Raw genomic sequence first — 17,866 nt, 5'->3', positions numbered from 1 at the left:
TGCATCTGTTATAGGTGTCATGCTCCGTGGTGTACTTGTCTCGCACAAAACGTGCAAGGTAAATACAACAAAAGAGAGTGACGCATGATCAATCCGGATGACGTGGTCAGCCTATCGCGCCTGCAATTTGGCGCCACGGCCATGTTCCACTTCCTGTTTGTGCCCCTCACGCTGGGGCTGTCCTGGATCCTGGTGATCGCAGAGTCGGCCTATGTGATGACCGGCAAGGTGATCTACAAGGACATCACCCGTTTCTGGGGCAAGCTGTTTGGCATCAACTTCGTGATGGGGGTGACCACAGGCATCACCCTGGAGTTCCAGTTCGGCACCAACTGGGCCTACTACTCCCAGTATGTGGGGGACATTTTCGGCACCCCGCTGGCGGTGGAGGGGTTGATGGCCTTCTTCCTCGAGTCGACCCTGGTGGGACTCTTCTTCTTCGGCTGGGACAAGCTCTCCCGCGGTCAGCATCTGCTGGTGACCATGCTGGTGGCGCTCGGTTCCAACCTCTCCGCGCTCTGGATCCTGATCGGCAACGGCTGGATGCAGAACCCGGTGGGCGCCGAGTTCAACCTGGTGACCCAGCGCATGGAGCTGGTGGACGTGGTCGCGGTGATCTTCAACCCGGTGGCCCAGGTCAAGTTCGTGCACACGGTGGCGGCGGGCTATGTGGCCGCCTCCCTGTTCGTGATGGGGGTGAGCAGCTGGTATCTGCTGCGCCGCATGGAAGTGCGCTTCGCCCTGCGCTCCTTTGCCATCGCCTCGGGCTTTGGGCTGGCCGCCATTCTCTCGGTCATCGTGCTGGGTGACGAGTCGGGTTATCGCACCGGCGAGGTGCAGAAGGTCAAGCTGGCCGCTATCGAGGCGGAGTGGGAGACCGAACCTGCGCCGGCCGCCTTCACCCTGTTCGGCTTCCCGGATCAGGGGGCCGAGACCACCCACGCTGCGGTCAAAATCCCCTATCTGATGGGCATCATCGCCACCCGCTCCCTCGATGAGGCGGTGACCGGCATCAAGGATCTCAAGGCCCAGCACGAGACCCGCATTCGCAGCGGCATGGTGGCCGCCGGTGCGCTCGAGCAGATCCGCGCCGGCAACGACTCGGCCGAGAACCGTGCGCTGTTCGACAAGCACGGCCAGGATCTCGGCTACGGGCTGCTGCTCACCCCCTATGCCAGCAACATCGCCAAGGCCGGTGAGGCCGAGATCGCCAGGGCGGTGGAAGACTCGGTGCCGCAGGTGGCGCCGCTGTTCTGGGGCTTTCGGATCATGGTCGGGTTGGGGGTCGTGATGCTCGGGCTGTTCGTGGCGGGTTTCGTTCAGCTCTGCCGCAACCGGCTGCTCGCCTCGCCCCGCCTGCTCAAGGCGCTGCTGTGGAGCATTCCGCTGCCCTGGATTGCCATCGAGGCGGGCTGGTTCGTGGCCGAGTTCGGTCGCCAGCCCTGGACCATCAGCGACGTGCTGCCGGTGTCGGCCTCGGTGTCGCTGCTGCAGCCGGGCCAGCTCTGGTTCAGCCTGATCTCCATCTGTCTCATTTACTCCTGCCTGCTGGTGGTGGAGCTGTTCCTGCTGCGCCGCGTGATCCGCCAGGGGCCCGCCGTGCTGCATACCGGCCGCTACAGCGGTGAACAACCCGAACTTGCGAGGATCGCCTGATGGATTATGAAACCCTGAAACTCATCTGGTGGGGGCTGGTGCTGTTCATGCTGGTCGGCTTCATCGTGATGGATGGCTTCGACCTCGGCATCGCCATGCTGCTGCCGGTGGTTTCGAAAGAGGATGAAGACCGCCGACTGGTGATCAACAGCGTGGGGCCGGTGTGGGAGGGCAACCAGGTGTGGCTCATCGCCGGCGCCGGCGCCCTGTTCGCCGCCTGGCCGCTGGTCTACGCCGCCGCCTTCTCGGCGCTCTATGTGCCCATGATAGTGCTGCTGCTTGGCCTCTTCCTGCGCCCGGTGGGGTTTGACTATCGCAGCAAGCTGGCCGATCCCCTCTGGCGCCGCTGGTGGGATCGCGCCCTGGTGGCTGGGGGGCTGGTGCCGACCCTGGTGCTCTCTGCCGCCATCGCGCTGGTGATGCAGGGCCTGCCGTTTCGCTTCGACAGCGCACTGCGCCTGCACTACGGGGCCTTCGATTTCCACTGGAGCTGGATTGTCAGCGTGGTGGCGACCGGGGTGAGCCTGTTGCTGCTGCACGGTGCCAGCTTCCTGCAAGCCAAGGTAACGGGCACCCCTGCACTGCGGGCTCGTGGCCTCGCCATCCTGCTGGCACCGCTGGTGACCCTCTGCTATCTGCTGGCTGGCTGGCATCTGCTGGGGTTGCCGGGTTATCAGCTGACCGGCCTGGCGGGCCAGCCCTTTGACCCCAATGCCGCTATCAGCCCACTGATGAAGGGGGTGATCCCCCACGCCTGCGGCTGGCTTGGCAACTACTTTGACTACCCGCTGCTGTGGCTGGTGCCCCTCATCGGCGCCCTGGCACCGCTGGCCAGCGGCATCGCCGCCTGGCAGGAGAAGGGACGGCTGGCGCTGCTGGCCAGCGGCCTGGCCTGCGCCGCCATGCTCTGCTCGGTGGCCATCGCCCTGTTCCCCTTCGTGCTGCCCTCGTCGCTGGATCCGGCCAGCAGCCTGACCCTGTGGGACGGCACCTCCAGCTTCAAGACCCTGACCATCATGTTCGGGATCGTGCTGGTGCTGATGCCCATCAACCTCGGCTACACCGGCTGGGTCTACCGGGTGGTGCGCGGCAAGCTGGATCGTGCCGGCATCAAGCGCGACAGCCATCAACTCTACTGACCCCAAGGGAGCCGCTATGTGGTACTTCACCTGGATTTTGGGCCTGGGTTTCGCCCTGTTGCTGGGCCTGTGCAACCTGCTCTGGCTGGAAGCACGCTGGGAAGCCGATGAACGGGATGAGCCCCGCTCTCAACCCTGATCCCCCTCGGTCGGGGAGGGCAGACACTGCCTCGCCCCGACCCCTTTCTCTTGTCATCCAACCGACAGGTAATCCGTTATGAAACAGACAATCAAAGCGGTGACGCTGGCCATCGGCTGCGCGCTCGCCACCGCGCCGGCCTGGGCCGAGCCCGTACAACTGACGCCACTGGACAAGGCATTCACCCTGCAGGTGCTCGGTAGCGGTGGCCCCATCTCCGACGATCTGCGCGCCTCCTCCAGCGAGGTGATCTGGTGGAAGGGCAAATCGCGCATCCTGATCGATGCCGGTGGCGGCGTCTATCTGCGCTTCGGCCAGGCGGGCGCCAAGCTCGAAGAGGTCGACTTCATCGGCATCACCCACTTTCACACCGACCATGTGACCGACCTGCCTGCGCTGCTCAAGGGGGCCTACTTCTTCAAGCGCAGCGATCCCCTCGATCTGGCGGGGCCACAGGCCGGCTCGGCCTTCCCGAGCATGAGCGGCTACTTTGATGCCCTCTTCAACAAAGACAAGGGCGCTTATGCCTACCTGAGCGGCTTCAAGGATGGCACCGATGGTCTCTTCCCCATCAATGTGCACGATGTGCCCTACCAGACGCCCAGGCCGCAACAGGTCTATCAGCAGGATGGCCTGACCATCACGGCGCTCGGCATTCCCCACGGGGACGTGCCCTGTCTGGCCTATCGCATCGAGAGCGCCGAGGGGACCATCGTCATCTCGGCGGATCAGAACGGCAGCAACCCGGCCTTTGTGCCGTTTGCCAAGGGGGCCGACATCCTGGTGATGCCGCTCGCCATCCACGAGGGCGCCGATCCCGTCTCCGCCTCGCTCCATGCCAAGCCCTCGGTGGTCGCCAACATTGCCGCCGAAGTGAACCCCAAGCTGCTGGTGCTGAACCACTGGATGGGGGTCGGCCTCAATCACAAGAAGGAGGCGATGGCCATCGTCAAGCAGCAGTTCCACGGCCAGGTGGTGGCCGCCCGCGATCTCTCCAGTTACCCCGTTTCATCCGTCAAGGAGTCCAGCCATGAGTAACGCAAGCAGCATCAAAACCTCCTGCAAATTGAGCCTCTCCATCGCCATGACCGGCCTGATCGCGCTGACCCCCGGGCTTGCGCTGGCGGCCACCCCGAGCGAGGCGCCGGTGAAGGCGGCGCCGAGCGAACAGCACGGCGGCAAGTGTGCGGCCGGCAAGTGCGGCACCGAGAAGCGCTTCGAGAAGCAGGCTCTCGACAGCGATCCACAGGGCCGGCTGGTGCGCGCCCGCGATGGCAAGTGTGGTCTGGCGGAGCAGGGGATCAACGGCGAGACCCAGCGCCAGGAGAGCAAGATGACGGAGGGGGTATGCGGCCAATAAGCGCCAGCAGCCGTGGCGTGGGGCTGCGCCAGGAGCATCTGGCCCAGCTCTGTGCGGCGCCTGCCCGCCCCGGCATCGACTTTCTCGAGCTGGCGCCGGAGAACTGGATGGCCATTGGCGGCGCCAGGCGGGAGCAACTGCAGCAGATCGCCGCGCGCTATCCACTGGTGGCCCACGGGCTCAGCCTCTCCCTCGGCGATTGCCAGCCGCTCAATATGACCCTGCTCGGCCAGATCCGCGCCTTTCTCGACGAGTTTGCCATCGACATCTATAGCGAGCACCTGAGCTTTTCCCGCGATGCCCGGGGTTATCTCTACGAGCTGCTGCCGGTGCCGCGCCAGTGGGAGAACCTCCCCTACCTGGCGGAACGGATCCGGCAGGTACAGGATGCGCTGGCCCGCCCGTTGGTGCTGGAGAACATCTCCTACTACCACGGCTATGAGCACGAGATGGCGGAGGAGGCGTTTCTGACCGAACTGGTGGCGCGCAGCGGCTGCGAGCTGCTGCTCGACATCAACAACGTTTTTGTGAACAGCCGCAATCACGGCTACTGCCCCGAGCGGATGATTGCCGGGCTGCCGAGCCAGGCGATCCGCTACTTCCATATCGCCGGCCATCTGGAAGAGGCGGACGGCACCCTGCTGGATACCCATGGTCGTCCGGTCTGCGAGGAGGTGGTGGCGCTGGCCCGCTATACGGTGCAGACCCACGGCCTGCACCCCCTGCTGCTGGAGCGGGATCACCATCTGCCCCCCTTGCCCGTGCTGGAGGCCGAACTGGCCCGGGTCCATCAGGCCTGCTGCGAGGCGACGGCGCATCCGGCGGGTCGGGAGGTGTGTCATGACTAGGCGAGAGCAAGCGGCATGGCCTGCCGCAGCGGTCCCGCCCCGGTTGTGGCAGCAGACCGAGTGGCTGGCTGGTTGCATACGGGAGTCGGCCACCGAGCTAGCCCCCCACTATGTGCGCAGTGTGCGGGCCAATGTCGAGGCGGTGCTGGAGAGTACCTTCGCGCTCACCCTGAACCACCTGACGCCGGCTGAGCGCGATGCGCTGGTGAATGGTTTCGTCGCCCACCATGGCGCGATCGAGCCCGCCTTTCACCAAATTGCCACCGAGTTGGTGCGCCATGTGCAGCTTGGCCAGGGTGAGGGTTGGCTCAACTGGCCCGGGCTGCGGTTGGCGCTGCTGGAGTATGAGTGGGCCTGCCTGTGCGTCGAGATTGACGACGCGCAGGTGCCGCGTCCGCTCGCAGGGGAAGCGGTGGAGATGGGCAGCCAGCTCTGGCTCAACCCCACCCTGCAGTTGCTGACGCTGCCCTTTGTGATCCAGCAGGGGCGGGTAGTGGCAGCCGGTCAGGCGCCTCAGCTCTGCGCCCTGTTTCGCTGCCCTGCCCATCAGCTGGTCAGCCAGACGCTGCGCGAATTCGATGTGGCCCTTCTGCAGTTGCTTGGGCAGCAGCAAGGGGTCAGTGTGGCCGGGTTGGCCGCCCAGGTGCACCCCTATCGCAGCGGTTTTGATCTGCTGGGGTGGGCCCGCCATTTTCACCGGCTCGGCCTGCTGGTCACGCAACCGCCATCCATTGAACGTCAGGTACCCCCTTTCCAAGGAGACATCCCATGAACAACACCCTTATCCATTGGTACGAGCGGGCCGTGGCCCAGTGCAAGCGGCTCGATTTTCTGGCCCTGCTGGCCATTCGCCTCTACCTCATCCCGGTCATCTATGTGGGGGCCCACTCCAAGGTGGTGGGGTTTGCCGGCACGGTCGCCTGGTTTGGCGCGCCAGTCTCGGAAGGGGGGCTCAACCTGCCGTTCCCGACCCTGCTCGCCTTTCTGGCGGCGGGCACCGAGGTGCTGGGCTGCATCTGCATCGCCCTTGGTCTCTTTACCCGGATCATGGCCATTCCGACCATCTTCCTGATGAGCGTGGCGAGCGCCATGGTGCACTGGAAGCACGGCTGGGATGCCATCGCCACCGGCAGCATGGAGGCGACATTGCGCCTCAACGGCTTTATCGAGTGGCTGGCCGCCAACTTCCCCGGTCGTTACAACTACATCACCGAGCTTGGGGATCCCGTGATGCTCAACAACGGGATGGAGTTTGCCGCCACCTACTTCGTGATGCTGCTGGTACTGCTGGTGTACGGCGGCGGTCGCTACGTCAGCCTCGACTACTGGCTGGCACGCGCCGTGACAGGCAAGGCCGGGCCGCAAGCGGCATAACAAAAATAAACAGAGCGTGAAAGCGAGACGAGCGGCATCAGCCGCTCGTTTTTATTTTGCATAACAAAGGCCTGCGGTTTCAGTACTGGGGGCAGGCCTGTGCCATCCGGGCGGCTTGCCGCTCGCTGACATGGGTGAGGCCGTAGGCCAGCAGCACGATCAGCGCGCCGATCCAGGGGGTGTGCATCAGACCCAGGTGCTCCACCACCAGGCCGCCGACCACGGATCCCAGCGCGATGCCGACGTTGAAGGCGGCGATATTGAGGCCGGAGGCCACATCCACCGCCCTCGGCGTGTGTTGCTCGGCCTGTTTCACCACCAGCACCTGCAGGCCCGGCACGTTGCCAAAGGCAAAGGCGCCCCACACCAGCACGGTGAGCACCGCCAGCACCGGGTGTGGCGCGGTAAAGGTGAGCACCAGCAGCACCATGGCGAGACCTGCAAACAGCAGCTTCAGCGCAGGCAATGGGCCCATCTTGTCGGCCAGCTTGCCGCCCCAGATATTGCCGACGGCGACCGATACCCCGTACACCAGCAGAATGAGGCTGACCGCGCCGGCGCTAAAACCGCTCACCTGCTGCAGGATGGGGGCGAGGAAGGTAAAGGCGGTGAAGGCGCCGCCGTAACCGAGCGCTGTCTTGGCGTAGACCAGCAGCAGCGGCTTTTTGGTCAGCACCGAGAGCTGCTCGCGGAGGGTCGAGGCCGCCCCCTTGGGCAGGTTATTGGGGATCAGCAGCAGGCTGCCCACCATGGCGACCAGCCCCAGCAGGCTCACCACCAGAAAGGTTTCACGCCAGCCGAAGACCTGACCAATCCAGGTGCCGAGCGGGACGCCGGTCACCAGCGCTATGGTGAGGCCGCTGAACATGATGGCGATGGCACTGGCCGCCTTCTCTTTGGCCACGAGGCCGGTGGCGATGGTGCTGCCTACCGAGAAGAAGACCCCGTGGGCCAGCCCGGTCAGGATGCGGGCCAGGATCAGGCTCTCGTAACCGGGGGCCTGCCAGGCCAGCAGGTTGCCTGCGGTAAAGAGCGCCATCAGCCCCACCAGCAGCCACTTGCGCGGCACCTTGCCGGTGAGTGCCGTCAGCACGGGGGCGCCGATGGCCACTCCAAGGGCATAGAGGCTGACCAAGAGGCCCGCCGAGGGGAGCGAGACATTGAGCTGCTCGGCGATGGTGGGGATAAGCCCCACGATCACGAATTCGGTGGTGCCGATCGCAAAGGCACTTAAGGTGAGGGCAAACAACGCCAGTGGCATAACAACTCCTTGGATGGTGACTCCCGACGGGAGAATGGCGCCAGTATGCCGAGGCAGTTTGTTGGCAAAAATGACGGCGACATCAAATTACTTTTGCCAAATAAGCAGCAATAGAACAGTGGAAGGAGGAGTGGCAGAGGCAACGCGCACGGCAGCAATCCGTGCATAGCGAGCCAGGACAACGAGAAAAAAGGAAAGAGGAAAGAGTTAAGAAACAAAGGGTTGATGGAAGGCACTGGGGGAGCGGCACGGGCGGCCGTGGCGCTGTGTTGGAAACAAAAAAGCGGGAGGCATGATGCCTCCCGCTCAGGTTCTCGTCGATGTTGTCGGGTTTTCTTTGCTCCCTTCTTCCCTTGCGGGAGAAGGGTTGGGGATGAGGGGGGCCTGATGACCCAAAAAGAGGAGCTTGCCCTCACCCTGACCCTCTCCCACAGGGAGAGGGGATAGTCCGTGGCTGCAATAGGCTCGTGCGGGTTGCCGCTATCCGCCGCCGAAGCGAGAGGCCATGGCTCCACTCCCGTTTAATCCCAATCCGGCGCAAAGTCCGGGTTGGCACAGCGCTCGCCCCGCTCCAGGGTGGCGATGGCGGCCAGCTCGTCGGCAGTGAGGGTGACCTTCAGCGCCGCCAGGTTGGCGGCGAGATTCTCCCGCTTGGTGGAGCTCGGGATCACAGCCATATTCTGCGCCAGCAGCCAGGCCAGCGACACCTGGGCCGCCGAGACGCCGTGGTGCTGGCCGATCTCCATCAGCAGCGGCTCGGTGAGCACCTTGCCATAGGCGAGCGGCATATAGGCGGTGATGGCGATACCGTGGGCTTTGCAGAACTCCACCACCTTGCGGTTTTGCAGCAGGGGGTGGATCTCCACCTGCTGGTGAGCGATGGCCCCAGGCCCCAGAATGTCGATGGCCTGTTTGAGTTGTGCCACGGTGAAGTTGGAGACCCCGATCTCGCGGGTCAGGCCCCGGGCTTTGGCCTCGGCCAGCTGCTCCAGATAGACCGTCATCGGCACCTCATCCCTGGGGGAGGGCCAGTGGATCAGCGCCAGATCCAGATAGTCGGTGCCCAGTTTTTCCAGGCTCACCTCCAGGCTCGGGATCACCTTGCCCGGCCCGAACTCGCTGGTCCACACCTTGGTGGTCAGGTAGATATCCTGGCGGGGCACGCCGCTCTCGCGCATCAGCTGGCCCACTTCGGCCTCGTTGGCGTAGATCTGGGCAGTATCGATATGGCGGTAGCCAAGCTCGAGCCCCTGCAGCAGAGAGTCGCGCAGGGGTTGGCCGGTCAGGCGAAAGGTACCAAGACCCAGGTTGGGCATCTTCATCATTTATTCCTCGAATGGGTTGCAAGAATGCGCTCGGCGGCGCGGCACATCAGGCGTCCAGCGGCTGATAGCGGCGAATGGTGCTGCCGGCAAACCAGGGCTCGGCCCTGGCGACAAATTCGGTAAAGTGGGGCTGGCCCTGATGGGCGCGAAGGGCGGCCTCGCTCTCCCACACCTCGTAGAGCATCCAGCTGTGGGGATTGTCCAAATCCTGATGCAGCTGGTAGCGCAGGCAGCCAGCCTCCTGCAAGGTGGCGGCGATCAGCGCCTCGAGGGCGGCGCAAAACTGGGGGGCGAATTCGGGTTTGGCTTCAAGCTGGGCAATCACAATCACGGGTGATGACATCGGAACCTCCTTGCAAAAACGAAGGGTCAGTATGCCCACCGCGACTTGCCCGAAACAGGGCCGCTGTCGCAAAACACTATTGAGATAAGAGCAGCAATGGGACACATAAATGCCACCGACAAAGGGCGGTGGCTAAAAATTTGTCAGAGACTATCTATAAGTTTCTTTGTCATATCATATAAGGCTTGGCGCCCCTCACTAGTTTTCAAAACTTCCTTTATTGTTTTGGTGATTTTGCTTACAGCTGTTTTGTACCAAATACCTTTTGGGAAAGCATCGATATCAGATTTTGTTTTTTCTATAGTAGCTTCTAATTTTATTTTGTCTGCTGCAGTTAAATTGTATTTTGACTCTAATTCGGATAGCCTTGCTTGCAAAGAGTCTAACTTTCGATAAAGTGCCTCAGCCTCTGATTTGCTAAAATAATCATTGGGGTTTTCTATAGATTCATCAATCGATTGATGAATATCTTTAAGGAAATCATCTGGTGTTGTATTGTTTGCATATTTTGCGCTAACTAATTCCTCTCTGATGTGTCTAGTCCATGTGTGAATGTAAGATATGGCACTATCAAGTTCGCTATGAGAAATTATTTCTGTATTTTTATATTTCCCCGGAGATATGTGGCATTTAAATTCATCAATGTATTCATTTGTAGTGTTTTTCCCTAGCGTAATCAAAGCATTACTAGCAAAAGAAGTAACGGATTTTTTATCCTCCTTAACATAGAAATAATATTGCTCTTTTGCTAAGAAGACTATGGATAACAAGATGCTTCCATTGTCAGGGAAAGACAGCTTAAAGTCTTCTGAACAAAATTCAGAACTATCTAATGTTTGTATAACGTCTGCTATTATAGAGTTTTTCAGTAGGGTCATGACATATCCATATTTTGTCTTTTCAAAGGTTTGGTTTAATTGCCAATTGTTTATGACTTGAAACCATCTCATTAAATCAGGAGGGGGTGAGAGTTAAAATTAAAGTTTATCTATAACATTGATTAGCAACATAAGGTCACGCGATAGATTATGAACTTTCATCTGAATCAGCATGCAAAATATTAACATATTTTTGTGAACCGAACCGAACTGAATTGACCGGGACGGAAGGACTTTTCCTTACCGCCCCTTACCATTAGGAGGCCTGTTCGGACCAGACCGCAAATTCATTGCCGCTGGGCTCGACGAAGTGAAAGCGGCGGCCACCGGGAAAATCGAACAGAGGGCGAACTATGGTGCCCCCTGCGCTGGTCACCTTGGTCTGGGTTGCGACAATATCGGTACTGTAGAACACCAGCAGGGCGCCGCCTTGCGCACTCTGGTTGCAGAGGTCTGCGCGGTAGAAGCCGCCATCCAGCCCTTCTCCCTCGAAGGCGCAGTAATCGGGGCCATAATCGGCAAATTGCCAGCCGAAAGCGGCCTGAAAGAAGGCCTTGGTGGCGGCAAGATCCCTGGCCGCAAACTCCACATAGTTCAGTTTTTCATGGGCCCTGGTCATGAGGATCTCCTTGTCGGTGATTATTTCGGTTGCCAGCGTTTTTGCGTGCGGATTGTGGAGTGGGGCAAGGCGTCCCAAGGGGTCAGCTTGAGCTGCTTGCGCCGAAACCAGAGCCAGGTTGCCATCAGCAGACCGACCCCTATGCCGAACAGCAGGCTCTGGCGCAGGGCAAATGCTGGCGTTACCTCATGTTGCCAGCCGAAGAACCACATCAACACCCCCCAGATAGCGCCGATGGGGATCCCCAGAGCAAGGACATTGACCAGAAAGCGTTCGTAGTGGGGCGGCCTGATGGTGAACCCAGCCTTTCGCAGCAGCCAGGTGATCGGCGGGTTGTAGTTGAGCGTCTGCACGCCTTTCTCTGCCAGCTCCCGGTGGGCGGCCGCCAGCCTGTTGTCGAATATCATAGGTCGTCCTTGTAATAGCGTGGCGCCATACGATGCCAGTTGACGGCATTGTACTGACAAGGACGGAGATAAAACAGGCTGTATGTCACGATACGAAGCGACGCCGTACTTGCCAACCCAAGGACAATACGCCTATAAAGGCCCATTACTCTTGTCTGGATTGCAGCAATGAAGACCCATTCTGATGAACTGACCCTGTTTGTGGCGGTGGTGGAGGCGGGCAGCTTTCGCCAGGCGGCGGAGAACCTCGGCGTGGACAATTCGGTGGTGAGCCGCGGCATCAAGCGGCTCGAGGAGAAGCTCGCCACCGTGCTGCTCAATCGCACCACCAGGCGGGTCAGCCTGACCGAGGAGGGGGGCTGGTTCTATCAGCGGGCGGTGAAGATCCTGACCGAGATGAGCGAGGCGGAGGGGCTGCTGCTGATGCGCCGCGAGCAGCCGGAGGGGGTATTGCGGGTCGATGCCGCCACTCCTTTCATCCTGCACCGGCTGGTGCCCATCATCGGCGAGTTTCGCCGCCGTTATCCCGCCATCGAGCTGCAACTGCACAGCTCCGAGGGCTTTATCAACCTGATGGAGCGGCGGGTGGACATGGCCATTCGCATCGGCGAGCTGACCGACTCCTCCCTGCGGGCGCTGCCGCTGGGCCGCTCGCGGCTGCGGCTGCTGGCGTCCCCCGACTATTTGCGCGAGCACGGTACCCCGCGCCAGCCGGCGGATCTGCTGAGCGGGCACGAGCTGCTCGGCTTTTTGCACCCCGATCACCTCAACCACTGGCCGCTCTTGAGCCAGGAGCAGGGGGATCGCTTTCCCATCACCCCGACCCTGCGGGCCAGCAGCGGCGAGACCTTGCGCCAGCTGGCGCTGCGGGGGCAGGGGATCGTCTGTCTGTCGGACTTCATGACAGGGGATGACAGGGCGAGCGGGGCGCTGGTGGAGGTGCTGGCTCGCAGCAACAGCGGCGCCTCGCGCCCCATCAATGCGGTCTTCTACTCCGATGCCCAGCGCGACATCCGGCTGCGGGTCTGGCTCGATTTTCTCAAGGAGCAGCTGGGCAGCCATGCCCTGTGATCCAGCGGTCGGGTGAAGGGGGCAGGGGCCGCTCCGGATAAGCAGACGGCCGCCTCAAGGGGCGGCCGTCTGCCTGGGAAGGTGGGGAGGGCTTAGCGGGGCAATCTGCCCCATACCCGGCTGAGCAGGGCGCCGCCGATGGCAGGCGGCACGGCCAGCAGCAGCGTCCCATACCAGGGGAGCTCAGCCAGGGTGGTGGCCAGGACGATGCAGGTGAGCACCAGCAACTGGGCAACCATCATCAGCAAGGTGCCTTCACGGGGGGTCAGCGCCGCCTTGTGGGTGACACAGGTTTGGGCGGCGGGGGTGTGAGTGGTGGTCGGCTTCATGGCGATGTCCCTGGGTTGCGTCTGATCTGACTCAACGATGACTAGCAATGACCGTTCCAAATCTTTTCGTGTTACTTATCAATTGGTTGTGTATGTGCGTGCCATTCCCGTTTCGGGAGTGATGCAAAATCGTTCGCAAAATGAAAACGCCACCCCAGGGTGGCGTCTTGTCTGACCGACAGCGGTTCAACCGATCCGGTATTGGCGGATCTGCTCGTCTATTGCCTTGGCCAGTTCGAACAGCTCGCGACTGGCGGCATTGCTCTCCTCTGCATGCTCCCGTTGATGCTCGGCCACCATGGCCAGCTCGTCCAGCGCCGCTCTGGCTTGTCCCATCTGTTGATCCTGCGCCTGGGCCAGCGCGCTGATCTCGTTTATCTCGAGGGCGGTCTGCTTGATCTGGCGGCTGGCATCCATCAACACCGCCCTGGCCTGATGCATGCGGTCATGGCTCTCTTCACTCAGGGTGCGGGAGTCAGCCATGGAGCCGCTGGCCTGGCGGGTACCCTCCTGCAGACGCAGGATGAGATCCTGCACATCCTTGGTGGCGGTCTGGGTGCGCACCGCCAGCTGGCGCACCTCGTCGGCCACCACGGCAAAGCCGCGTCCCATTTCGCCCGCCCGCGCCGCCTCGATGGCGGCGTTGAGCGCCAGCAGGTTGGTCTGGTTCGAGACGTCACGGATGAGGTTCATGATCTGGGTGATGTTGTTGCTGTCCTTGACCACCTCTTCGAGCAGGGCGGAGGAGCTGCCGATGCTGCTGCGCAGGGTATCGAGCTGCTGGGCGCTCTGACTGACGTCCCGTTCGATGGCGAGCATGTGATCGGCGATGCGGTGGGTCACCTCGTTGACCCCCTCAGAGCGACCGGCAATCTGCTCGGCATTGTCGCCGATGAGGGCGACCACGCTGCTCAGCTCCTGGATGCTCTGGGCCTGCTGGCAGGCCTCTCCTGCCAGGGCCTGCGCCTGATGCAGGGATTGGGAGGACTGGGCCGAGAGGGCGCTGCCTGACTGCTGGAAGCGGGAGAAACTCTGGTTCAGGCTCTGGATCAAGCGGTTGAAGCTCTGCGCCATCTGGCCCAGCTCCGACTGATCCGAGAAGTCCAGGCGGGTCGCCAGATCCCGATCGGCGGTGATGTGGTGCATGCCGTCGGCGGCCTGGCGAATGGGGCGGCTGATGGAGTGGGCGAGCCAGGCGGAGGCCAGCATGGCGAGCCCGCCGATAGCCAGCGACACCATGATAATAAGCCGGCGGGATTCGCTGCGTCCCTCTTCCAGTTCGGCTGCATTGATCTCGCCTATCAGCAGGCGATTGAGTGCCGGAATGTAGCGCACGGCTATCAGATAGGTCTCTTTCCCAAGCGTCAGCGCCTGGACCGCGACCTGTTCTCTGGCTGCCGGGATCAGCGCCCTGACGGTGTCGAGGAAGGCGCTCTGATGGTGGGCAGCCTCTTTGAGCTCCTGCTCTGGGTGGATCTCGATATGACCCTCCATGTCGGCCAGATAGACCTGCCCGCTCTTGCCTATCCGGTAGCTGCTGATGAGTTTGCGCAGTGCGCTCATGTCGATGGAGGTACCGGCCACCGCCAGAGTCTTGCCCCCTGCCGTGACGGCGGTATTGATATAGAGGGAGGCGCGCTTGTCAAAGTCGGAGATGTCGAGGTTCAGCTCGTAGGGCTTGCCCCGTTTCAGAAAGCCGTAAAACCACTCGTCTTTGGGGTCCGATGCGCTCAGTCTCTTCTGGGCCGTGGTGCCGTTGCTGAAGTTGAGCAGGGTGGCGCTCTGGCGCGGCGCGATAAACACATTGCCCCCGATGCGTTGCTGCAGTGCCAGAAAGTAGCGCTCCATGACCGGCCACTGCTCGGCGGGCATCTCCTGGCTCAGCCAGTCGATGACAAAGCTGTTGCCGGCCAGTGCCTCGGCTTCGGTCAGGTGCTGGGTCAGCTCGGCGGTCAGCTGGTTGGCGATGCGCTCCACGCTGCTTGGCAATTCATAGCGTTCCACCCGCTGCTGTGCCTGGTCGTGGGAGATCTGCTCCAGGATCAGGGTGATGCAGCTGATGGCAATGATCATCAGGATGGCTACTCCGAGCAGGATCCGGCTGCGGATCCCGAGCCCCGACCAGAGTGATTGCAATCTAACAAGGTGTATCGCCCGCTCCATAACGCTCTCCTGTATTAAATAAGGTCGCATATGCGACCCAAGAGATGATTATAGATAGATAACTCAATTGAGAATGACTGACATGAAATCGTCATCAAGGCAGAGGCGGCTGGCAGGGGGCGGCAGGCCATAAAACAAGAGGCCGACATTGCTGTCGGCCCCTTCAGTTTCTATTTCAAGGATATCGGTTGCCCGATCACTCCTCTTCGGCCCAGCGGCGTGAACGCTCGACCGCCTTCTTCCAGCCGTTGTAGCGCTTGGCGCGATCGTCGCGGTCCATCTGCGGGATGAACTCACGGTCCACACTGAACTTGTCTTCCAGCTCTTCCGAGCTCTTCCAGAAGCCGACGGCGAGGCCAGCCAGGAAGGCGGCGCCCATGGCGGTGGTCTCGATCCGGGTCGGACGCACCACAGGGGTGTGCATCATGTCGGCCTGGAACTGCATCAGGAAGTCGTTGGCTACCGCGCCACCGTCCACCTTCAGGGCCGCCAGCTTGATGCCGGAGTCCTGCTGCATCGCATCCAGCACATCGCGGCTCTGATAGGCGATGGATTCCAGCGCGGCACGGATGATGTGGTTGCGGTTGGCGCCGCGGGTCAGGCCGACCATGGTGCCGCGAGCATACGGATCCCAGTAGGGGGCGCCCAGGCCGACGAAGGCCGGTACCAGGTAGACGCCGTTGGTGTCGCCCACCTTGGAGGCGAAGTAGTCGGTGTCGCGGGCATCGTGAATGATCTTGAGCTCATCACGCAGCCACTGGATGGTGGCGCCGCCCATAAATACTGCACCTTCCAGCGCGTAGTTCACTTCCCCTTTCGGGCCGATGGCGACCGTGGTCAGCAGGCCGTTGCTGGAGCGAACCGGCTCGGTGCCGGTGTTCATCAGCATGAAGCAGCCGGTGCCGTAGGTGTTCTTGGCCATCCCTTTCTCGAAGCAGAGCTGGCCGAACAGGGCAGACTGCTGGTCACCGGCGATACCGGCGATGGGGATGCGGGAGCCGCCGCCACGGGTGGTGTAGCCATACACCTCGGAAGAGGGTTTCACTTCCGGCAGCATGGAGGCAGGGATGCCCAGCTCGTCCAGCATGCGCTGATCCCACTTCAGGTCGCGGATGTTGTAGAGCATGGTACGAGAGGCGTTGGTCGGGTCGGTGACGTGTACTTCGCCGTTGGTCATCTTCCACACCAGCCAGGTGTCGATGGTGCCGAACAGCAGCTCGCCGTTCATCGCCTTCTCGCGGGCACCTTCGACGTTGTCGAGGATCCACTTCACCTTGGTGCCGGAGAAGTAGGCGTCCAGCACCAGACCGGTGTTTTCGCGGACGTACTCTTCCAGGCCGCGGGCTTTCAGCTCTTCACAGATGGCCGCGGTACGGCGGCACTGCCAGACGATGGCGTTGTAGATGGGTTTGCCGGTGGCCTTTTCCCATACCACTGTGGTTTCACGCTGGTTGGTGATGCCGATGGCGGCGATCTCTTCGCTGCGCAGGCCAGTCTTGGCCAGCACTTCGGTGAAGACGGAGGATTGGGTCGCCCAGATCTCCATCGGGTCGTGCTCCACCCAGCCCGCTTTCGGGTAGTGCTGGGTGAATTCGCGCTGGGAGGTACCGACTATGTTGGCGTCCTGGTCAAACACGATGGCACGGGAGGAGGTGGTACCCTGGTCCAGAGCGACGACATATTTCTTTTCAGCAGACATGATGTTCTCCACGTTTTTATTTTCCACGTTTTTACACGTTGGGGAGGGCAGCTCTTAGGCGGCGGCCTCTTCTTTGGCGGTTTGGGCAGCTTGCTCGGTGGCGGCAACACGGTTGCCCGGCACACAGGGAGCCAACACTTTCACATAGAGGGCGGTACCAATCTGGGCGCCGACGATGGGGCCGAGGATGGGGACCCAGAAGTAGGGGTTGTCACGACCACCGGTCAGGGCCACGTCACCCCAGCCGGCCAGGAAGGCGAACAGTTTGGGGCCAAAGTCACGAGCCGGGTTCATGGCAAAACCGGTTAACGGGCCAAGGGAGGCGCCGATCACCGCGATCAGGATACCGATCAGCAGGGCGGCGGCGAAGCCTTTGGGGGCGCCGTTGTTGTTGTCACCGAGTGCCATGATGCCCAGCATCAGCACGGCGGTGATCACCAGCTCGACGGTGAAGGCCTGCATGTTGGAGAGCAGGGCATTCGGGTAGGTAGAGAAGATGCCGGCGGTGCCGAGGCTCTCGACGCTGCCGCGTACCACGTTGTGGGTCACTTCCCACTGGCTGAAAAGGTTACCATAGAGGAAGTAGACCAGCGCCGCGAAGCAGAAGGCGCCAGCCACCTGGGCGATGATGTAGGGCACCACCTTGCGCTTGTCGAACCCGCAGAAGGTCATCAGCGCCAGGGTGACCGCAGGGTTGAGGTGGGCACCTGAGATGCCGCCGGTCACATAGATGGCGATGGCGACGCCCAGACCCCAGGTAATGGAGATTTCCCATTGCCCGAAGTTGGCACCGGCCAGCACCAGTGCGGCCACGCAACCGACGCCGAAGAAGATCAGCAGGCCGGTTCCGATAAACTCGGCGATGCACTCGCCAAGCAGGGTATTGGGTCTTTGTATGCTCATACCGTTATTCCTTATATCCACCCAGAGTAGGTTTGATGTTCCGTTTTGTTGTTTTTCATTCCCATTGTTGCGCCCGAAAACGTTTCTTCTTGTTTTTTGAGCTGACGCAAACGTTATGCTCGTTTACGCTCGTTCTCGGACGAGAGAGAAAATAAACCGAAATCGACCATTCACCACTCCCTCCCCGCAGGAAATGTGGACAAGATCCCACTCATTGCTAAGAAAATGTGACGGAAAGCAAGTTGACACCGTGGTTATACCACTTAGTGGGTAGCTATAAGCCTTGCTACACAAGGGATTGCGGCTGATGAGTGATTACTCATCTGACACTTTCTTTTGTAATAAAACTGCA

The 17,866-nt window shown here is 61.3% G+C and carries 19 protein-coding genes; 9 read left to right on the top strand and 10 right to left on the bottom strand.

The genetic code is table 11. The features are described from left to right. The first annotated feature begins 84 nt into the window (after positions 1-84). The 8 genes from CK627_RS17855 (at position 85) to CK627_RS17820 (ending at position 6,516) form a co-directional block, all read left to right on the top strand. Entirely contained in the window at positions 85-1,656 is a 1,572-nt protein-coding gene (locus CK627_RS17855; RefSeq protein ID WP_095593007.1) for a cytochrome ubiquinol oxidase subunit I, read from the top strand. Next, positions 1,656-2,795: a cytochrome d ubiquinol oxidase subunit II gene (gene cydB / locus CK627_RS17850; RefSeq protein WP_017779409.1), complete on the top strand. Its 1,140-nt coding sequence runs from the start codon at positions 1,656-1,658 to the stop codon at positions 2,793-2,795. The genes CK627_RS17855 and cydB overlap by 1 nt, the downstream gene beginning before the upstream one ends. 16 nt (positions 2,796-2,811) lie before the next feature. Next, complete coding sequence (gene cydX, locus CK627_RS17845; protein ID WP_017766001.1) at positions 2,812-2,934, top strand: cytochrome bd-I oxidase subunit CydX; 123 nt, start codon at positions 2,812-2,814, stop codon at positions 2,932-2,934. A gap of 78 nt (positions 2,935-3,012) precedes the next feature. Beyond that, entirely contained in the window at positions 3,013-3,972 is a 960-nt protein-coding gene (locus tag CK627_RS17840) for an MBL fold metallo-hydrolase (RefSeq protein WP_095593006.1), read from the top strand. Next, positions 3,965-4,294: a hypothetical protein gene (locus CK627_RS17835; protein WP_010634393.1), complete on the top strand. Its 330-nt coding sequence runs from the start codon at positions 3,965-3,967 to the stop codon at positions 4,292-4,294. Before CK627_RS17840 ends, CK627_RS17835 begins: the two co-directional genes overlap by 8 nt. Next, entirely contained in the window at positions 4,282-5,142 is an 861-nt protein-coding gene (locus tag CK627_RS17830; RefSeq protein WP_095593005.1) for an MbnB/TglH/ChrH family RiPP precursor modification enzyme, read from the top strand. Before CK627_RS17835 ends, CK627_RS17830 begins: the two co-directional genes overlap by 13 nt. A gap of 43 nt (positions 5,143-5,185) precedes the next feature. Next, positions 5,186-5,914, top strand: coding sequence for an HvfC/BufC family peptide modification chaperone (locus tag CK627_RS17825; protein WP_095593004.1), 729 nt, complete (start codon positions 5,186-5,188; stop codon positions 5,912-5,914). Further along, positions 5,911-6,516, top strand: coding sequence for an HvfX family Cu-binding RiPP maturation protein (locus tag CK627_RS17820; RefSeq protein WP_095593003.1), 606 nt, complete (start codon positions 5,911-5,913; stop codon positions 6,514-6,516). The genes CK627_RS17825 and CK627_RS17820 overlap by 4 nt, the downstream gene beginning before the upstream one ends. A 79-nt stretch (positions 6,517-6,595) precedes the next feature. On the opposite strand, the gene CK627_RS17815 is transcribed toward CK627_RS17820, so the two are convergent. The 6 genes from CK627_RS17815 to CK627_RS17795 all read right to left on the bottom strand — a co-directional run bounded on the left by CK627_RS17815 (position 6,596) and on the right by CK627_RS17795 (position 11,349). Next, entirely contained in the window at positions 6,596-7,777 is a 1,182-nt protein-coding gene (locus CK627_RS17815) for an MFS transporter (protein ID WP_095593002.1), read from the bottom strand. Between the two features lie 521 nt (positions 7,778-8,298). Then, positions 8,299-9,102: a 2,5-didehydrogluconate reductase DkgB gene (gene dkgB, locus CK627_RS17810; protein WP_095593001.1), complete on the bottom strand. Its 804-nt coding sequence runs from the start codon at positions 9,100-9,102 to the stop codon at positions 8,299-8,301. A 46-nt stretch (positions 9,103-9,148) separates the two neighbouring features. Continuing rightward, complete coding sequence (locus CK627_RS17805) at positions 9,149-9,445, bottom strand: putative quinol monooxygenase (RefSeq protein ID WP_095593000.1); 297 nt, start codon at positions 9,443-9,445, stop codon at positions 9,149-9,151. A 143-nt stretch (positions 9,446-9,588) separates the two neighbouring features. Beyond that, positions 9,589-10,323 (bottom strand): hypothetical protein, encoded by a 735-nt coding sequence (locus tag CK627_RS22680; RefSeq protein WP_021465546.1) that lies wholly within the window; start codon positions 10,321-10,323, stop codon positions 9,589-9,591. A 256-nt stretch (positions 10,324-10,579) separates the two neighbouring features. Continuing rightward, positions 10,580-10,942 (bottom strand): VOC family protein, encoded by a 363-nt coding sequence (locus CK627_RS17800; protein WP_021465545.1) that lies wholly within the window; start codon positions 10,940-10,942, stop codon positions 10,580-10,582. 20 nt (positions 10,943-10,962) lie between these two features. Further along, positions 10,963-11,349: a DUF6404 family protein gene (locus CK627_RS17795; protein WP_095592999.1), complete on the bottom strand. Its 387-nt coding sequence runs from the start codon at positions 11,347-11,349 to the stop codon at positions 10,963-10,965. 168 nt (positions 11,350-11,517) lie between these two features. On the opposite strand from CK627_RS17795, the gene CK627_RS17790 reads away from it, so the two are divergent. Next, complete coding sequence (locus tag CK627_RS17790) at positions 11,518-12,420, top strand: LysR substrate-binding domain-containing protein (RefSeq protein WP_095592998.1); 903 nt, start codon at positions 11,518-11,520, stop codon at positions 12,418-12,420. Positions 12,421-12,512: 92 nt separating this feature from the next. On the opposite strand, the gene CK627_RS17785 is transcribed toward CK627_RS17790, so the two are convergent. The 4 genes from CK627_RS17785 to CK627_RS17770 all read right to left on the bottom strand — a co-directional run bounded on the left by CK627_RS17785 (position 12,513) and on the right by CK627_RS17770 (position 17,514). Beyond that, on the bottom strand, positions 12,513-12,749 hold the full coding sequence (locus CK627_RS17785; protein ID WP_095592997.1) for a hypothetical protein: 237 nt from the start codon (positions 12,747-12,749) through the stop codon (positions 12,513-12,515). A 186-nt stretch (positions 12,750-12,935) separates the two neighbouring features. Beyond that, positions 12,936-14,912 carry a methyl-accepting chemotaxis protein gene (locus tag CK627_RS17780; RefSeq protein ID WP_095592996.1) on the bottom strand — a complete coding sequence of 659 codons (1,977 nt, stop codon included), beginning with the start codon at positions 14,910-14,912 and terminating at the stop codon, positions 12,936-12,938. Positions 14,913-15,108: 196 nt separating this feature from the next. After that, entirely contained in the window at positions 15,109-16,611 is a 1,503-nt protein-coding gene (gene glpK / locus CK627_RS17775; RefSeq protein WP_005299552.1) for a glycerol kinase GlpK, read from the bottom strand. 54 nt (positions 16,612-16,665) lie between these two features. Continuing rightward, a complete protein-coding gene (locus tag CK627_RS17770) occupies positions 16,666-17,514 on the bottom strand; it encodes an MIP/aquaporin family protein (protein ID WP_005299554.1) in 849 nt (282 codons plus the stop codon). Between the last annotated feature and the right edge of the window lie 352 nt (positions 17,515-17,866).

The sequence above is a fragment of the Aeromonas dhakensis genome, from assembly GCF_002285935.1.
GTDB classification, from domain to species: domain Bacteria; phylum Pseudomonadota; class Gammaproteobacteria; order Enterobacterales; family Aeromonadaceae; genus Aeromonas; species Aeromonas dhakensis.
This window is presented reverse-complemented; position numbering and strand designations above follow the sequence as displayed.

Bases quoted from the DNA above. Each gene is read 5' to 3' on its own strand.
- CK627_RS17785 (WP_095592997.1), bottom strand. From the start codon at position 12,749: ATGAAGCCGACCACCACTCACACCCCCGCCGCCCAAACCTGTGTCACC.
- glpK (WP_005299552.1), bottom strand. From the start codon at position 16,611: ATGTCTGCTGAAAAGAAATATGTCGTCGCTCTGGACCAGGGTACCACC.
- CK627_RS17800 (WP_021465545.1), bottom strand. From the start codon at position 10,942: ATGACCAGGGCCCATGAAAAACTGAACTATGTGGAGTTTGCGGCCAGG.
- dkgB (WP_095593001.1), bottom strand. From the start codon at position 9,102: ATGATGAAGATGCCCAACCTGGGTCTTGGTACCTTTCGCCTGACCGGC.
- CK627_RS17820 (WP_095593003.1), top strand. From the start codon at position 5,911: ATGAACAACACCCTTATCCATTGGTACGAGCGGGCCGTGGCCCAGTGC.
- CK627_RS17835 (WP_010634393.1), top strand. From the start codon at position 3,965: ATGAGTAACGCAAGCAGCATCAAAACCTCCTGCAAATTGAGCCTCTCC.
- CK627_RS22680 (WP_021465546.1), bottom strand. From the start codon at position 10,323: ATGACCCTACTGAAAAACTCTATAATAGCAGACGTTATACAAACATTA.
- CK627_RS17830 (WP_095593005.1), top strand. From the start codon at position 4,282: ATGCGGCCAATAAGCGCCAGCAGCCGTGGCGTGGGGCTGCGCCAGGAG.
- CK627_RS17805 (WP_095593000.1), bottom strand. From the start codon at position 9,445: ATGTCATCACCCGTGATTGTGATTGCCCAGCTTGAAGCCAAACCCGAA.
- CK627_RS17855 (WP_095593007.1), top strand. From the start codon at position 85: ATGATCAATCCGGATGACGTGGTCAGCCTATCGCGCCTGCAATTTGGC.
- CK627_RS17780 (WP_095592996.1), bottom strand. From the start codon at position 14,912: ATGGAGCGGGCGATACACCTTGTTAGATTGCAATCACTCTGGTCGGGG.
- CK627_RS17840 (WP_095593006.1), top strand. From the start codon at position 3,013: ATGAAACAGACAATCAAAGCGGTGACGCTGGCCATCGGCTGCGCGCTC.
- CK627_RS17815 (WP_095593002.1), bottom strand. From the start codon at position 7,777: ATGCCACTGGCGTTGTTTGCCCTCACCTTAAGTGCCTTTGCGATCGGC.
- CK627_RS17770 (WP_005299554.1), bottom strand. From the start codon at position 17,514: ATGAGCATACAAAGACCCAATACCCTGCTTGGCGAGTGCATCGCCGAG.
- cydB (WP_017779409.1), top strand. From the start codon at position 1,656: ATGGATTATGAAACCCTGAAACTCATCTGGTGGGGGCTGGTGCTGTTC.
- cydX (WP_017766001.1), top strand. From the start codon at position 2,812: ATGTGGTACTTCACCTGGATTTTGGGCCTGGGTTTCGCCCTGTTGCTG.
- CK627_RS17790 (WP_095592998.1), top strand. From the start codon at position 11,518: ATGAAGACCCATTCTGATGAACTGACCCTGTTTGTGGCGGTGGTGGAG.
- CK627_RS17795 (WP_095592999.1), bottom strand. From the start codon at position 11,349: ATGATATTCGACAACAGGCTGGCGGCCGCCCACCGGGAGCTGGCAGAG.